This is a genomic window from Galbibacter sp. (assembly GCF_048266365.1).
Classification (GTDB): domain Bacteria; phylum Bacteroidota; class Bacteroidia; order Flavobacteriales; family Flavobacteriaceae; genus Galbibacter.
In genome coordinates this window covers 288965-304600 of record NZ_JBLWZP010000001.1, presented here as the reverse complement: position 1 = coordinate 304600, position 15636 = coordinate 288965, and the positions used below count along the sequence as shown (strand labels likewise).

At 37.6% G+C, this 15636-nt stretch carries 16 protein-coding genes, 1 tRNA gene and 1 pseudogene; 16 read left to right on the top strand and 2 right to left on the bottom strand.

From position 1 onward, the window contains the following. Nucleotides 1-75: 75 nt before the first annotated feature. The 16 genes from ACN0TV_RS01415 to ACN0TV_RS01340 all read left to right on the top strand — a co-directional run bounded on the left by ACN0TV_RS01415 (nt 76) and on the right by ACN0TV_RS01340 (nt 13461). Nucleotides 76-1944, top strand: a complete 1869-nt coding sequence (locus tag ACN0TV_RS01415) for an ATP-binding protein (protein ID WP_417359374.1) — start codon at nt 76-78, stop codon at nt 1942-1944. Then, entirely contained in the window at nt 1937-2548 is a 612-nt protein-coding gene (locus ACN0TV_RS01410) for a response regulator (protein ID WP_417359372.1), read from the top strand. The genes ACN0TV_RS01415 and ACN0TV_RS01410 overlap by 8 nt, the downstream gene beginning before the upstream one ends. A 425-nt stretch (nt 2549-2973) precedes the next feature. Next, nucleotides 2974-3459, top strand: coding sequence for a DinB family protein (locus ACN0TV_RS01405; protein ID WP_417359370.1), 486 nt, complete (start codon nt 2974-2976; stop codon nt 3457-3459). Nucleotides 3460-3535: 76 nt separating this feature from the next. Beyond that, a complete protein-coding gene (locus ACN0TV_RS01400; RefSeq protein ID WP_417359368.1) occupies nt 3536-4108 on the top strand; it encodes a sugar O-acetyltransferase in 573 nt (190 codons plus the stop codon). A gap of 437 nt (nt 4109-4545) precedes the next feature. Further along, nucleotides 4546-4618, top strand: a tRNA-Lys gene (locus ACN0TV_RS01395). A 505-nt stretch (nt 4619-5123) separates the two neighbouring features. After that, complete coding sequence (locus ACN0TV_RS01390; RefSeq protein WP_417359366.1) at nt 5124-5786, top strand: MarR family winged helix-turn-helix transcriptional regulator; 663 nt, start codon at nt 5124-5126, stop codon at nt 5784-5786. Continuing rightward, complete coding sequence (locus tag ACN0TV_RS01385) at nt 5783-7264, top strand: phytoene desaturase family protein (RefSeq protein WP_417359364.1); 1482 nt, start codon at nt 5783-5785, stop codon at nt 7262-7264. The genes ACN0TV_RS01390 and ACN0TV_RS01385 overlap by 4 nt, the downstream gene beginning before the upstream one ends. After that, nucleotides 7261-8097, top strand: coding sequence for a phytoene/squalene synthase family protein (locus ACN0TV_RS01380; protein WP_417359362.1), 837 nt, complete (start codon nt 7261-7263; stop codon nt 8095-8097). Before ACN0TV_RS01385 ends, ACN0TV_RS01380 begins: the two co-directional genes overlap by 4 nt. Continuing rightward, on the top strand, nt 8097-8552 hold the full coding sequence (locus ACN0TV_RS01375; protein WP_417359938.1) for a hypothetical protein: 456 nt from the start codon (nt 8097-8099) through the stop codon (nt 8550-8552). The genes ACN0TV_RS01380 and ACN0TV_RS01375 overlap by 1 nt, the downstream gene beginning before the upstream one ends. Nucleotides 8553-8555: 3 nt before the next feature. Continuing rightward, nucleotides 8556-9023, top strand: a complete 468-nt coding sequence (locus ACN0TV_RS01370; protein WP_417359360.1) for an SRPBCC family protein — start codon at nt 8556-8558, stop codon at nt 9021-9023. Nucleotide 9024: 1 nt separating this feature from the next. Beyond that, complete coding sequence (locus ACN0TV_RS01365; RefSeq protein WP_165319616.1) at nt 9025-9483, top strand: sterol desaturase family protein; 459 nt, start codon at nt 9025-9027, stop codon at nt 9481-9483. 17 nt (nt 9484-9500) lie between these two features. Further along, on the top strand, nt 9501-10181 hold the full coding sequence (locus ACN0TV_RS01360; RefSeq protein ID WP_286591865.1) for a lycopene cyclase domain-containing protein: 681 nt from the start codon (nt 9501-9503) through the stop codon (nt 10179-10181). Further along, nucleotides 10165-10728 carry a lipocalin family protein gene (locus tag ACN0TV_RS01355; RefSeq protein WP_165319900.1) on the top strand — a complete coding sequence of 188 codons (564 nt, stop codon included), beginning with the start codon at nt 10165-10167 and terminating at the stop codon, nt 10726-10728. The genes ACN0TV_RS01360 and ACN0TV_RS01355 overlap by 17 nt, the downstream gene beginning before the upstream one ends. Continuing rightward, nucleotides 10718-12025, top strand: coding sequence for a cryptochrome/photolyase family protein (locus tag ACN0TV_RS01350; protein WP_417359357.1), 1308 nt, complete (start codon nt 10718-10720; stop codon nt 12023-12025). The genes ACN0TV_RS01355 and ACN0TV_RS01350 overlap by 11 nt, the downstream gene beginning before the upstream one ends. A gap of 18 nt (nt 12026-12043) precedes the next feature. After that, complete coding sequence (idi, locus tag ACN0TV_RS01345) at nt 12044-12562, top strand: isopentenyl-diphosphate Delta-isomerase (RefSeq protein ID WP_165319619.1); 519 nt, start codon at nt 12044-12046, stop codon at nt 12560-12562. Beyond that, entirely contained in the window at nt 12559-13461 is a 903-nt protein-coding gene (locus ACN0TV_RS01340; protein WP_165319620.1) for a TIGR01777 family oxidoreductase, read from the top strand. Before idi ends, ACN0TV_RS01340 begins: the two co-directional genes overlap by 4 nt. Nucleotides 13462-13911: 450 nt before the next feature. Here the strand turns inward: ACN0TV_RS01340 and ACN0TV_RS01335 are convergent. Together ACN0TV_RS01335 and ACN0TV_RS01330 are read right to left on the bottom strand one after the other, a co-directional pair. Then, nucleotides 13912-14054 (bottom strand): annotated as a pseudogene (locus tag ACN0TV_RS01335) (transposase); the annotation flags it as partial. A 296-nt stretch (nt 14055-14350) separates the two neighbouring features. Beyond that, entirely contained in the window at nt 14351-15451 is a 1101-nt protein-coding gene (locus ACN0TV_RS01330) for a DUF3667 domain-containing protein (protein WP_417359355.1), read from the bottom strand. Between the last annotated feature and the right edge of the window lie 185 nt (nt 15452-15636).

Genomic DNA, 15636 nt, shown 5'->3' with positions numbered 1-15636 from the left:
TATATACATAGCGTAATACAGCAGGCACAGCATTTATCGCTATATCTATTGATAGCACTTGTGCCGGTTATAACTTTGGGACAGGATCTGGATTCGCTGGAGCATGTATTGAATACAAAGAAGCTGACAGAGGAAGAACGGATTAAAATATTGGATGACCTCAATTGGTTTTATAACAGTATCGATGCCGACCGCTCTATCGCTTTCGGAATACAGGGACTAGCACTTGCTAAGAAAATCGGAAACGAAAAAATGACCGCCACTTTCCTTAAAAATATCGGCATATCCTATTATATGGATGATGCGCAAGATACCGCGCTAGTGTATCTCAACAAAGCCAGGCCAATTATCGAAAAGCTGGATGATTACCGAATGCAGACCTCTCTTTATAATGCGTATGCCAATATCTACCGCCAACAAAGCCTGTATAACGAAGCGATCGCCAATTACCTAAATGCGGTAAAAATTCTCGAATCACAGAATGATATCAAAAGGCTAGGTATCGTCTATTCCAATATTGGTGGAGTTTATCAGATTATGATAAACCTTGAACAGGCATTGATTTACTACAAAAAAGCGGAACAATTGGCTATAGAAGCTGATGACAAAGATGGGGTGGGAAGTGTCTATATTGCTTTGAGCGATATCAGTCTTCATCAAAAGGCCCCTATTGAGGAATCTATAGCGTATGCAAATAAGGCAACAGAATTATTTCGACAAACGGATAATAAACTTTTTCTGAACAAAGCTTTACAGACCCTTGCAAAGGTTCACTATCATCACAATGATTTTGCTACAGCGTTGCCGCTCGCACTACAAGCGGTCAAACAAGCCAGAGAATTAGGTTTTGACCATTACACTGCCGAAGCGATAGAACTGACCTCCAATATTTACTTCTATCAAGGTCAGTATGGGCAATCTGCCGAAGCGGCACTGGCGGTATTAGCCATCGACACGACCGACATCAATCTCACAAGGAGTATCTATTTCAATCTTACTACCGCCTATGCTTACTTGGGGAAACCAGACCTCACCCATCAGTATATGATTAAATATATGGAAACCTTGGATCGCTATAGTAACGAAACGTATCAGAATTCACTCTCGGCTATGGAAGTCAAATATGAAACCGAGAAAAAAGAAATCAAAATTACCGCATTGGAAAAACAACGGCAATTATATATATGGCTTGGTATTTCCGGGGCAACTATTCTTCTTATCGCATTGGCTTTTGCTTTTATCCGCTATCGTTTGGCGGTAAGCAAGCGAAAGCTGGCGGAAAAAGAAACCGAACGACTGGAACAGGAAAAGCAATTGGTCGCCGTGCAAGCCACATTAGATGGTGAGGCGGCAGAACGAACCCGTTTAGCCAAAGACCTACACGATGGACTGGGCGGGATGCTATCTGCTGTAAAGATGAATTTGCCTCAGGTAAAAGGCAATACTCTATTGGAATCAGTGGACGTAACCCGATTTCAAACAGCCCTGGGCATGCTGGACGACTCCATACAAGAACTCCGCCGTGTAGCGCACCATATGATGCCCGGATCGCTACTGCGCTACGGGCTGAAAGTTTCACTTGCCGATTTCTGCGCTGCCATTCCAACAGCCGATTTTCATTATTTCGGAAATGAAGCCCGGTTGCCAGATAAAATTGAGATCGTGGTGTACCGCTGCATCCATGAGCTGGTCAACAATGCGCTGAAACACGCCCAGGCTAGCCATATCAACGTGCAACTGGTACAGGAACCGGACCGTGTTTCCTTTACAGTACAGGACGATGGAAAAGGATTCGATCAGCACACTGTTTCCGAAGGGATGGGCTTGCAGAACATCCGGCAGCGAGTAGACGCATTTCAAGGTAAATTGGATATATTTTCTTCGGCAGGCGGAACAGAGGTACATGTAGAATTGGAACTGACAAAAAATGAACAATATGATTAATGTAGCAATTGTGGACGACCATAAGATCCTGACAGACGGACTAAAAAGTCTTATTGAAGAATCGGGCATAGCGAAAGTAGTCGGTGTGGCGCACAGTGGCGCCGAATGCCGGAACTCCATCGGCTTCTGGAAACCTGATGTGCTGCTCCTCGATGTAGGCTTGCCCGATATCAACGGGGTGGATTTATGTAAGGAACTCAAAGAGCATCTTCCCGAACTCAAGATCCTAGCATTAACTACGCACAATGAATACAGTGTAGTACGACAGATGCTGGAAAACGGTGCTTTAGGCTACCTGATCAAAAACGCCATGACCGAAGAGGTTCTTGCAGGAATACAGGCGGTTGCCGCAGGCGAAACGTTCCTCTGTCATGAAATCGATGTGCTGATGAAACGGCCAAAAGAGACTCATCTCTGGCTGAGTCAGCGGGAACGGGAAATGCTGAAATTGGTGGCCGAGGGACTGACAAACGGGGAAATAGCCGACCGTATTTTTCTTAGTCCTGAAACGATCAAAAGCTATCGCAAAAACTTGTTGCTCAAGCTGAATGCCAAAAACACTGCAGTACTGGTAAGAATAGCTATTGAACAAAAACTGATCTAATGTAAGGTTTAAGGTGTAATATGTTCTTGAAAAGGAGTAAATTGCAGCTAGTGATTACGCGCGCTTTCGTAATCAAATGCTGTAAATCGGTACCATTTTTAGTTCTGTTCGTCTATTCTCCGTACAAATTTTCCCCGAAGCGCATCAAGGAATTTTGAACGGTTCGTTTCGGATTCTAACTCCGAATAAGTTTGATAAAAAGTTACTCCTACTGCCTCTCACTTCCCACAATTGGATTTCATTATTCTGATCTTGCTACATTTGTTAGGACATTGAGTTAAGGGACATAAGTGGACTACTCCCTCTAAATCATAGATTATAGGGGAGAGTTTCGAGATTTTTAGTTAAAAACCTTAACTTTATAAATGATGAATGGAAACAGAAGTAAACAACTAAATTCGAAATTAATATTAAATTCATTGACAATGCAGGACATTGAATTATACTTAAACACTCAGTATTCTTTAGTTCAACAATCAAGAGCTAAAATTTTTGAGTATTGTAAAACGATCTCTACTGATGACTTTGTGAACGAAAATACGTCATTTGGACTTGGAGGTAGTATTCGTAATCTACTCATCCATGTTGCAGATACATACAAATTCTGGATTCAAAAGAGAGCCTTAAATAAGACCGTTAACGAAACTCAATATTCTTCATTGGGTACTGTTGCTGAAATTGAAAATCTATATCGCTCGGTTGACAATGGTGTCTTAGAATTTATAAAGCGCTATCAATCTACTATGCTTGACACCATACGCATTAATAAAGCAGGTGTGGATCATGATATTTCTCCATTGGAATTATTTACCCATGTCACCACCCATGAATTCCACCACAAAGGTCAAATTTTGTCACTAAGCAGACATCTGGGTTATACCCCAATAGATTCTGATATAATAACATTTTAGTTACGTTCATCTTATTTGGGAAAACAGGAGTTAAACATCTTAATTTTCATATTTTTATGATAAACCAAGACTAATCATGGACAAGAAATCAATAGATATCTTTGAACGCTTGAAAAATGGTAAAAATATTGCTCCAAAGGATCCAATGGGTCACCAATTAATGGAAGCATCTTACGCTACCAAGGAATTACTAGTACGGATGAACAATTCCTCGGATCCTTCAGAAATCAGGGCATTGTTAAGCAATATTACAAATAGTGAGATTGACCAAAGTGTTAATGTATTTACACCCCTGTATATCAATTATGGAAAACACACTAAAATAGGTAAAAACGTATTCATCAATTTCAATTGTACAATTTTAGATTTAGGAGGAGTTACTATAGAAGACGGAGTTCTCATCGCTCCAAACGTTAACCTATTGTCGGAAGGACATCCTATTGCTCCACAAGATAGGCAAACACTGGTTCCAGGTCCTATTCTTATCAAGAAAAACGCGTGGATTGGAGCAAATGCCACAATACTTCCAGGCGTTACCATTGGTGAAAATTCTGTCGTAGCTGCTGGGGCAATCGTTTCCATAGATGTACCGGATAATGTCATTGTTGGTGGCATCCCTGCAAAGGTCATACGAGAAATAGCTCAATAACAAACAGGCTCATTGCCGTTTAAATTGCTTTTGTACTAACACAAAATAGCTGTGCTTTAATTATAATAGACCATTTTTACTGATTAAATGGGCAGGACAGACATTATTAGCGGTAGAAAGTTCTTTTTAATCCAATTAAAGGAAATCATTTTAACGTAAACATCTCTATTCAAGTAGATTTAAAGAACTATGCTGATTTTTCTTAAAAAAAAGGAGAAATAAATTTTTATAATTCTTAAAAAGAAAATACATTTGCACCGCTCTAAACGGATAGAGAAAACCGTTTACAAGTTCTATTACATAGTATATTCAATTCTGGAAGTTGATTGAAAAATTAGGCACATGAAAAGTCAATAGTATTCCAGATTCATAAATAAAAAGTTCGAAATTTACTTTTTCACAATACTAATAGCCAAACTGGCTATTTATTTTATTTAGACTCGATAGCTCAGTTGGTAGAGCACAACACTTTTAATGTTGGGGTCCTGGGTTCGAGCCCCAGTCGGGTCACTAACAAAGCTCAATCGAAAGATTGGGCTTTGTTTGTACCCGCCGGATTCGAACAGAAGGGTTGGGATGGGTTCGATTCTAGAAGGTTCAGGCATGAGTTTGGGCAATGTGGGATTGAAGCAATCCCAGCGGGATCACTTCTTGGGACAAGTGTAAAAGAGATAGATTTGTCCCATTTTTCACCTTGTAATTCACGGTTAACCAGTGGATTTTATCAACAACCATCAATTGATTTATTTCAACCTGATTTGTTAAACAGTCCATATGGTTTTTGGGTAAGCTTTTATTTCTCTTCTTTCTATAAGATTCACCTCCAATATTTATTATTAGCTAATTTTCGGTAATAAACTGAATGATACATTATTGCCATTACATCCTCATAATATATATACTACCGACCTTATCAAGAGTCTTGTATTGCTAAAAATTAACCCGCAAATAATTTAGTATAAATTTATACATTTAATAGATTGAGTATAGTATATTTGTAAACTAATATAATTGTATGAAATATGATATTTTAAAAAATGTTGTCAATCTGCTTGAGGAATTTGAAGCGGATATTCTTCAAGGAAGGACATACCCTAATGATATCGAAGGTTTTAAAAGATGGATAGTTGCCAATTATAAAGGTGAGGAAAAAAATATTGAACCTAATTGGGATGGAAAGGAAAAGGGACGTAGTGCAGAAAGTGTTATTAATACTTTAATTGTCCATATAAACAGATACGCTAAGAGTTATTCAAAATCGGCAATATTCGGTTCAGATTTTTCTACGCAGGAAGATTTTATCTACCTCATTAACCTAAAAGCTTTCGGAGAAATGACCAAAATGGATTTGATAAAAAAGAATGTTCATGAAAAACCTGCCGGGATGCAAGTTATCAACCGGTTGATTGCGCAAGGTTGGGTCAATCAAACCGACTCTGAGACCGACAAAAGAAGTAAGATTTTAAGCATCAGCAATAAAGGGCTTGAGGTTTTAGAAAATCAAATGGACAGAATCAGAAAAGCAACTGAAATAGTTACAGGAAATTTAACATATATCGAAAAAATGGAATTGATTAGGTTGCTCAATAAGCTTGATGATTTTCATAAACGGATCTATGATAAAAATATTGAGTCCGAGTATTTGTTGAATGAAGTTTTAAAAGATAAAAGACGATGAAGAAGAAAATAGCCGTTATCGGTTCCGGTTTCTCGGGTTTATCTGCAAGTGCTTATTTGGCAAAAGCGGGCAATGAAGTTCACGTATTTGAAAAACATGACCAGCCCGGAGGAAGAGCAAGGCAATTTTCTACCGGACAAGGTTACGTTTTTGATATGGGGCCAAGCTGGTATTGGATGCCTGATATAATGGAGAGTTTTTTTGCCGACTTCCGTTACAGAACTTCTGATTTCTTCGAGTTGATTTCGTTAAACCCGCAGTTTGAAGTGGTTTTTTCAGAAGACAAAATCAGTGTCCCTAAAAATTTAGAGGAATTAAAAATCTTGTTTGAAGAAATTGAAAAAGGTGCAGGCTTGCAATTAGAGAAATTTATGCAATCGGCCAAGTTCAAGTATGAAGTCGGGATGAAGGATTTTGTGAATAAGCCTTGTCACAATTGGGCGGAATTCATTTCTCCTAAAATAGCCAAAAGTGCGTTGAAATTGGATTTGCTGACCAACTTCAGAACGTATGTTGACAAATACTTTAAAAGCGAAACACTAAGGACATTGATGGAGTTTCCTGTAATTTTTCTGGGTGCTTCTCCAAAGAATATTCCTGCATTGTACAGTTTGATGAATTATGGAGGTTATGCTTTGGGAACGCATTATCCGAAGGGCGGCTTTTATCAATTGGTATTGGCGATGAAAAAAGTAGCCGAGAAGCAAGGTGCTGTTTTTCATTTTAACAAAACAGTTGAAAGCATTAATACACACAACAGTAAGGTAGCCTCTTTAACCATCAATGACGAGATCTATGAATTTGATACTGTAATTGCTTCTTCGGATTATCATCATACAGAAACACTTTTAAATAAAGAATATAGAAATTATTCCGAAGCATACTGGCAAAACAGAACATTTGCACCATCAAGTTTGATCTATTATTTAGGTATCAATCAAGCCATTCCCAACCTAAACCATCATACACTTTTCTTTGAAAATGATTTAGACGAACATATTGATTGCATCTATGGCGAGAAAAAATGGCCCGAGAAACCATTATTTTATGCCTGTTGTCCGTCAAAAACAGATGATGCCGTTGCCCCTGAAGACAAAGAAAACCTATTTCTTTTGATGCCTTTGGCTATTGGGATAAAGGATGATGAGGTCATTCGCGAGAAATATTTAATAGAAATGCTTTCAAGAATTGAAAAACATACAGGCATAACCGATTTATGGTCAAAGATAGAATACAAAAGAAGCTATTGTGCCAGTGATTTTGTTTCAGATTACAATGCCTATGGTGGCAATGCTTACGGACTAGCAAATACGCTCGGTCAAACTGCGGTTCTAAAACCTAAAATAAGAAATAAAAAGCTGAAAAACTTATTCTACACGGGTCAATTGACCGTTCCCGGCCCGGGAGTTCCTCCTTCCATCATATCGGGCAAAATTGTAGCGAACGAAATAATCAAACTTAGACAAGAAGAACGATGAAACAGCTGTTTGACGAACTTTCTTACTCGGTAAGCAAGATAACAACCCAAAAATACAGTACGAGTTTTTCCTTGGGAATTTTAGCGCTGAAACCGTCTATCCGTTCCGCTATCTATGCGATATATGGATATGTGAGACTGGCAGATGAAATCGTGGACAGTTTTCACGGGTACGATAAAGTGAAGTTATTGAATCGATTAAAAGTAGAAACGGACAATGCACTGCATGAAGGGATTTCACTCAACCCTATTCTGCAATCGTTCCAAGAAACTGTAAATCGGTTCAAAATCGACAAAGACCTGATCGAACAGTTTTTACACAGTATGGAAATGGATCTGCAAAAAATAGATTACAATTCAGAACTATACAAAGAATACATTTTTGGTTCAGCGGAAGTAGTCGGGTTGATGTGCCTGCAAGTTTTTACAGATGGGAATATGGAGAAATATAAAGAACTGAAACCTTATGCAATGAAACTGGGCTCGGCTTTTCAAAAAGTTAATTTTTTAAGGGATCTGAAAGATGATTATCAGATTTTGGGCAGAACTTATTTTCCGAATATTGATATGTGCATATTTGATAATTATGTAAAATGTCAGATTGAAGAAGAAATAGAGGAAGAATTTAAGGAAGCGTTGATCGGGATTAAGAAGCTTCCAAATTCTTCGATGTTCGGTGTGTATCTGGCCTATAAATACTACCTCTCTTTGTTCGGAAAGATAAAGAGAAAATCTTCCAAAGAGATAATGAACAATAGGGTTCGCATCCCTAATTCCGAAAAGGCGTATGTAGCATTCAAAAGTTATGTAAGGTATAAAACGGCTTGTCTGTGATGAAATTTCTTGGTTTACTAATATCGGCCATATTCTTTTTGATAAATTTTAATGGAACAGATTTGGATGTAGTAAGGGCTAATTACAACAAGCTGGTATCAGATAAAGAATTGTGCGAAAAAATGATTGCGGATTTGGATAAAGCAAAAAATAACTCAGCTACTCATTTGGCTTATTTAGGTGCTTTGCAAACTATTTGGGCAAATCATGTCTTTAGTCCTGTAAGTAAACTAGGTACATTTAAAGAAGGGAAGAAAAACATCGAGCAGGCAATCAAAAAAGAACCTGACAATGTGGAATTAAGGTTTATCCGTCTTTCGGTTCAAAAAAATGCCCCGTCTTTTTTAGGGTATAAATCAAACATAAATGAGGATACCGAATTTATTAAGGAGAACCGCCACCAAAACGAGTCGGAGATTTTGCAGAAAAATATAGAAACGCTTTTAAAGGACTAAGCTATGAAACACCGGTTATACAGGGAGCAACAATTGTATTGCGATATCGAAGCAGCGTGGGATTTTTTCTCTTCTCCTAAGAACCTTTCGAAGATCACACCCAAAGATATGGGTTTTACGGTGCTGTCGGATTATAACAGCGAACAGATTGCTGAAGGAATGGTGATCGATTATATCGTTTCGCCGTTGCTGAAAGTTCCGTTGAAGTGGAGAACGAGAATTACTCATGTGGAATCAAATAAAAGCTTTACTGATTTTCAGGAGAAAGGACCTTATAAATACTGGAGCCATTTTCACGAATTTATCCCCAATAAAGACGGAGTGCTGATGAAAGATACGGTAGATTATGAATTGCCTTTCGGCTTTTTGGGGAAGATGGCACATCTACTTTTTGTGAAAAAGAAATTGGCGTACATCTTTGATTTCCGATACAACGTTTTAGAAAAACTTTTTAACCCAATAAAAAACTGATATGGCTTTTTTAATCGTATTGCTCACGTTTACATTGATGGAAGGGGCAACCTGGATTATCCATAAATATGTTATGCACGGTTTTCTTTGGGTTTTGCACAAAGACCATCACGACCACAGCAATGAGGGCGTTCTTGAAAAGAATGACTATTTCTTTGTCATATTTGCCATACCCACGATTGCTTTGATGTATTTCGGTTCGCTTGAAAATTTCAACTATCTGTTTTATATCGGATTGGGCATTATGCTGTACGGAATGGCTTATTTTTTTGTGCACGATATTTTTATCCACCAACGGATTAAATTTCTGTCCCAGACCCAAAGTGCCTATTTTTTGGCACTGCGCAGGGCACACAAACAACATCACAAACATATCGGAAAAGAAAACGGTGAATGTTTCGGGTTTTTATATGTGCCTTTCAAATATTTCAAAATGTATTTTAATTCCGCGAAAAAATGATGGCATATACTTATTCAATGATATTATTTTTTACGGTCATCATTTGCTTTATCGCATCTTTTGACAGCCGGATTCTCTTTAACCGTTATTTTGGATCGTTTATAAAATCTGCGATTTTGGTTGCTATACCATTTATTTCTTGGGATATATGGTTTACCGCAAAAGGTGTTTGGTGGTTCAATACAGATTATACACTGGGAATAGTGATAGCGGGTTTGCCTCTTGAAGAATGGCTTTTCTTTATTTTCATTCCGTTTTCATGCGTGTTTACCTATTTCTGTTTTGATAAGTTTTTCAAGTTAGGATGGCTATCCGCCTTAAATAACCTGATCGTTTTTGTCAGCGTCATTATCTGTTCGGTTATGGCTTTGTTGCATTATGATAAAATCTATACACTTATGACGGCTATCGCCACTATAGCAACTTTAATTTACCTGCATTTCATTGCACAGGTAGATTGGATTGGCAAGGCATCTTTGGTGTTTACTATATTGATGTTAGGTTTTTTTCCTGTAAATGGCGTGCTGACGGGGACTGGGATCGAAACACCTATCGTAAATTACAACCCGGGAGATTTTCTGGGTATACGGATACTAACGATACCAATTGAGGATGCCGTTTATGGATATACGCAGTTTCTTTTGGTGCTTTATTTTTTTAAACGGTTTAAACATATAGATGATGAAAGCAAAAAATAAAATTTTAACAGTGGCCTTTTCCATAGCGTTAATTGCTCTTTTAAATTCCTGTGCCTCGATCCCCAAAAAGGCAAAAGCAGTGGAAAACTTTGATGTCGATGAATATTTAGGCACGTGGTACGAAATTGCCCGTTTTGATTCTCGTTTTGAAAGGGACTTGGACAATGTTTCCGCTCAATACAGCCTGAATGAAAATGGCAATGTCATCGTCTTGAACAGTGGCTATAACCATAATAAGCAAGAATGGAAAAAAGCGGACGGTTTAGCAAGGTTCAGAGGAGATAAAAATGTTGCAAAATTGAAAGTAAGTTTTTTCGGTCCTTTTTATTCTGGTTACAATGTGGTCGCATTGGACGAAAATTACCAGTATGCGCTGGTTGCGGGAAAAAACCTAAAGTATTTATGGATTTTATCGAGAACAAAGAACGTTCCCCAAGAGGTTAAAGCAAACTATCTGGGAATTGCAGAAGGGATTGGTTATGATACCTCTAAACTGATCTGGGTAAAGCACGACAGGAACGATAATCCATTTTTGAATGAAAAGTAGGGTCTCCGTTTTTTGGTTTCGCAGAGATCTGCGTTTGGAAGACAATGTGGGTTTGTATCAGGCACTTGCTTCCGAATTACCCGTGTTGCCGGTTTTTATTTTTGATGAGACCATCCTAAATAAATTAGAAGATAAAAAAGACCGAAGGGTTGACTATATCCATCAGGTACTCTCGGCAATAAATAGCGGATTGAAGACATTCAACGCAAGATTGAATACATTTTATGGAAATCCTTTGGATGTTTTTAAAATGCTTTCCGAAAAATATGCTGTTCAAGGCGTTTTCTGCAATCGGGATTATGAACCGCAAGCCATTAAACGGGATACGGAGATTTACCAGTTTTTCAACGAACAGAACATTCCTTTTAAGGCATTCAAAGACCAGGTCATTTTTGATAAAAACGATGTATTGAAAAATGACGGCACACCCTATACGGTTTATACCCCGTATTCAAAAAAATGGAAAGAGCTATTGACAGAAAAAGATTACAAGTCGTATAATCCTGATTGCACTAATTTTTTCAGACAGCGGTTTGCCGAAATTCATTCGTTGAATGAATTCGGTTTTGAAAAAACAGATATCACTTTTGATCCGCCGAAATTAGATGCAAAAATCATTGACGAATACGACAAATTCAGGGATTATCCTGCAATGCAACGGACAACAGAATTGAGCATCGCTCTTCGATTTGGCACCATTAGTATTCGTAAATGTGTAGCTTTTGCATGGAACCACAATCAAACGTGGCTGAATGAATTGATCTGGCGAGAGTTTTTTATGCAGATCTTATATCATTTCCCTAAAGTGGTTAATCAATCTTTTAAATCGAAATACGATAACATCAAATGGCGAAACAATGAATGGGAATTTGAAAAGTGGTGCGAGGGAAAAACAGGTTATCCGATTGTCGATGCAGGAATGCGACAATTGAACCAAACAGGATCTATGCACAATCGGGTACGGATGATTGCAGCGAGTTTTTTGTGCAAACATTTACTGATAGATTGGCGTTGGGGTGAAGCCTACTTTGCACAAAAGCTGAACGATTACGATTTATCGGCCAACAATGGAAACTGGCAATGGGCATCGGGTTCGGGTTGTGATGCTGCACCGTATTTCAGGGTGTTTAACCCAACTGTTCAAACCGATAAGTTTGATAAGAAGTTGGAATATATCAAAAAATGGATTCCCGGATTTGGAACAGATGCTTACCCCCAACAAATAGTAGAACACAGTTTCGCAAGAGACAGAGCGTTGAAAGTATATGGAGAAGCCGTTAAGGAAAACAATCAATAACGCTTTAATTAAAGTAAAATGGAGAGAAACAATGTAGTGTTGGTCGATGAAAACGATAATGCCATTGCTGAAATGGAAAAATTGATGGCCCACGAGCAAGGGCGTCTTCACCGGGCATTTTCGGTATTTATATTTAATGATAAGGGAGAGCTTCTTTTGCAGCAGCGGGCAAGCCACAAGTACCACGGAGCAGGGTTATGGACGAACACCTGTTGTTCGCATCCGCAATGGGGAGAAACTGTTGCTTTAAGTGCAGAGGAGCGGTTAATCTATGAAATGGGACTGAAATGTGATTTAAGATTGGTCTATTCATTTATATACAATGAGCGGGTTGAAAACAATTTGACAGAGCATGAGCTGGATTATGTTTTTGTTGGTTATTCTGACCAATGTCCTGTTTTAAACAAAGATGAAGTACAGGACTATAAGTGGATGAATGCGGATGAAATTCTATCTGATATAAAAAATAATCCATCACATTATACGGTCTGGTTCAGACAGGCCTTTCCGGAGCTGCTTTCAAAAATCAATTCATGAAAAAGATATTAATCGCCGGAGGTACAGGTTTTGTCGGAAAAGCATTGATAAAGCACCTAGTAAATTGTGGTTATATGGTCAATGTGTTAACACGGAGGAACAAAATCAGCAGCATGGAGAACATTCGGTATTTTGAATGGGATATAAAGAAAGGATTTATTGACGAAAAAGCATTTGAGGGCGTTTCGAAAATCATCAATCTAACAGGCGCAAACATTACCGAAAAGCGTTGGACGGAAAAAAGGAAAGTTGAAATAATCGAAAGCCGGACCAAGGCAATAGATTTACTTTTTACCTATGTTAAAACAAGAAATTTTAGCATAGATATCTTCATTTCATCTTCCGCTGTAGGTTATTATGGTGCGATTACTACGGATGAAATATTTACAGAGAAATCCAATAACGGCAGCGATTTTTTGGCTTCGGTTTGCCGGAAATGGGAAAAAACAGCACTGCAATTTGACAGTTTGGGTGTTGCTACCGTGATTTTAAGAAAAGGCGTTGTCCTTGGGAGAGATGGTGGTATGTATCAAAAATTAGCACCTTTGGCGAAGTTGGGCATCAATACATCTTTAGGAAATGGCAGGCAATACTTACCCTGGATTGACATCCGGGATTTAGTCCGGTTGTATGAATTCATCTTGAAGACAGATGAACTCAGCGGGGTTTTTAATGCTGTTTCTTCCGAGCACATTATGATGAATGATTTTTCTAAAGCCCTGCTAAGGTCATTCGGAAAAACGAGTTTTTTGCCCAATGTACCAGCATTTCTGGTAAGGTTATTTTTGGGGGAAATGTCCGTGATGTTGTTAAAGGGTTCTAGGGTCAGCAATTACAAAATAAAACAAACCGGCTTTAAATTTGAGTATAGCTCGATTGAGAAGACATTTTTTATGTAGTAATAAAGCTGGTTGAAGACTTTAGTATAGCTTTCTTTATTGACATTTTTTACAATTTCCGTTTTTCCGTGTTTAAGATGATTTTCGGTTTAGCGGAGCTAACTTTATTTTTATCTAGATCATACTTATAAGAGGTGTCTTTCAATTGGTTCAATCGCCTTAAATCTTCCAATAAAGAGTTCGAGCTTTGTACCAGTGGGTTCACTTGAAAAGCCGTTCTAGTCAAATAGATCGGCTTTTTTTATTACTGCTATAGAAACAGGCATACAGAGCTATCTGCTTAATTTCATGTTCCTCTATTATTCATGTCGATTGATTAATCATGAAATAAGATTCATGTCTGCATATAAAAATGTAAATACTAGACCATATTTCAATCGAAAAGTATACCACTTATTATCTCTGATACAAATAGTTCTGCTGTTGTCATCGGTAAATAAATCTGCACAGTTATAGGTAAATAAGAATATAACCCACCAAGTGATATAAGTAGTATTCTGTATTTCTCAATCCCTAAATTGAGCTCTAAATACCTTTATTTTGGCATTGAAAGATTCTGCTGAAGTATTTGTACTTCTGTTTAAAAAATAATTCTCACTCCTTGAACCAGACCGTAGGCTTTCTTTATTTCCGAATAGTCTTTAAATAATATTATCCTCTTTCTTTTTGATTTAGAAACCTCCCATCGACATAGTGAGTGCTCGGGCAGCACAAAATAATTTAGTATTGGGGTAAACAAAGGTTGACGACAAGTCCAATGAATTAACTGACATTCCCAAACTCTTGGAAGTATTGGCAGATGTAAAAGTCCACTTTGACCTATAAATCAACACTTCCATTGAAAGAATACTAACCTGTAATACTAATCCGATTTAAGTGAAAACTTTAATTATTGATTAATTAATAATAAACTAATGCCTATTAGGAACACCAGCATAAATGAAAACACCAAAACATTTAATGTAAAAACAGTAAACCCGATTAATATACTTTTGAAATTACTAGTGCCGTAAAAACGGTGGTGAGCAATAAAGAAATAAACCCCACTATAAATAACGGCTACCAGAAAAAACAGGGAATCGATGAAATTAAATATTGCATAACGTTCCAACAGCGGTGTCAGTAATTTTAAACTCACTAAAAATGCAACAACAATAAGCAGAAAAGAGAAATAATGTAATGTGAAAACTCCATGGTCGAAATACCACCATTTCTTTTTGTTGTGGAATATCCAAAGGATCAAGGCGAATATAGGTAGAAAAACAAAGAGTGCTTTGGGAAGCGTCTGCATAAAAACTACAACAAATCCTTGTGCAATATCTTTCAAAGGAATCTTTTTTTCTTTGAATTCAAAAAACTTTTTAGCAAATGGACGAAAGAGTTTCCTTGATAATGAACTGTGCGAGTCCATAATGGAATCATATGCTGTGATCGTCTGAGCATCTCCAAATGACACGTCTGTTAAATCTCCTTCTAATCTAAGCATTTTCATTTCATCATCGAGAGTTTCCAAATTTTCCTTCTTTGCAAATAAACTTTGAATAGCAAGGGAATCCTGATGTGTCAGTCCTGGAGTTTCCAAGGCTTTGCGAAGTAAAAACTCTGAATTGTTAACGGAATCAATTTTTGACCCCACCTCATCTTGGGTGCGATCATTACTAGTCTCGTTAACGCTTACTCCTAGAAATGATAATATAAAAAACGTAAGGAACGAGACAAATATATACAACTTCACAGGTGGTACATATTGTTTGCGTTTCCCTTGGGAGTACTCCTTAGTTAGTGTACCTGGAGAAAAGAGCAGATTGTAAATGGTCTTCCAAAATTGACTTTCATAGCTCGTGAAATTTTCAAAAAAGTTTGAAAACAGATAGTGAAATGGTTGTTTTGCTTCGGTGTTTTCTTGCCCACAGTTTGGACAATATTGCTCTTCTACGTTATGTCCACAATTTAGACACGTTTGATCAACTCGTAGGTTTCGGCGGTTCATTTGTTAAAATTTTGAGCCAAATATACTTTTTTTTGACAACAAAAATGATAAAATTAATTTACTGAAATGCAGCTATAATTTTTTCTTCTAAGAAAAACTTAAATACTTCAGCTCTAGGATAATTATTTCCTTTTTCTTCTCTGTTGATTTCTAGAAATGTCGCATTAGGTATAGCACTGACCTCT

Bases quoted from the DNA above. Each gene is read 5' to 3' on its own strand.
- ACN0TV_RS01390 (WP_417359366.1), top strand. From the start codon at position 5,124: ATGAAATATGATATTTTAAAAAATGTTGTCAATCTGCTTGAGGAATTT.
- ACN0TV_RS01385 (WP_417359364.1), top strand. From the start codon at position 5,783: ATGAAGAAGAAAATAGCCGTTATCGGTTCCGGTTTCTCGGGTTTATCT.
- ACN0TV_RS01330 (WP_417359355.1), bottom strand. From the start codon at position 15,451: ATGAACCGCCGAAACCTACGAGTTGATCAAACGTGTCTAAATTGTGGA.
- ACN0TV_RS01340 (WP_165319620.1), top strand. From the start codon at position 12,559: ATGAAAAAGATATTAATCGCCGGAGGTACAGGTTTTGTCGGAAAAGCA.
- ACN0TV_RS01375 (WP_417359938.1), top strand. From the start codon at position 8,097: ATGAAATTTCTTGGTTTACTAATATCGGCCATATTCTTTTTGATAAAT.
- ACN0TV_RS01370 (WP_417359360.1), top strand. From the start codon at position 8,556: ATGAAACACCGGTTATACAGGGAGCAACAATTGTATTGCGATATCGAA.
- ACN0TV_RS01400 (WP_417359368.1), top strand. From the start codon at position 3,536: ATGGACAAGAAATCAATAGATATCTTTGAACGCTTGAAAAATGGTAAA.
- ACN0TV_RS01365 (WP_165319616.1), top strand. From the start codon at position 9,025: ATGGCTTTTTTAATCGTATTGCTCACGTTTACATTGATGGAAGGGGCA.
- ACN0TV_RS01410 (WP_417359372.1), top strand. From the start codon at position 1,937: ATGATTAATGTAGCAATTGTGGACGACCATAAGATCCTGACAGACGGA.
- ACN0TV_RS01405 (WP_417359370.1), top strand. From the start codon at position 2,974: ATGCAGGACATTGAATTATACTTAAACACTCAGTATTCTTTAGTTCAA.
- idi (WP_165319619.1), top strand. From the start codon at position 12,044: ATGGAGAGAAACAATGTAGTGTTGGTCGATGAAAACGATAATGCCATT.
- ACN0TV_RS01360 (WP_286591865.1), top strand. From the start codon at position 9,501: ATGATATTATTTTTTACGGTCATCATTTGCTTTATCGCATCTTTTGAC.
- ACN0TV_RS01350 (WP_417359357.1), top strand. From the start codon at position 10,718: ATGAAAAGTAGGGTCTCCGTTTTTTGGTTTCGCAGAGATCTGCGTTTG.
- ACN0TV_RS01380 (WP_417359362.1), top strand. From the start codon at position 7,261: ATGAAACAGCTGTTTGACGAACTTTCTTACTCGGTAAGCAAGATAACA.
- ACN0TV_RS01355 (WP_165319900.1), top strand. From the start codon at position 10,165: ATGAAAGCAAAAAATAAAATTTTAACAGTGGCCTTTTCCATAGCGTTA.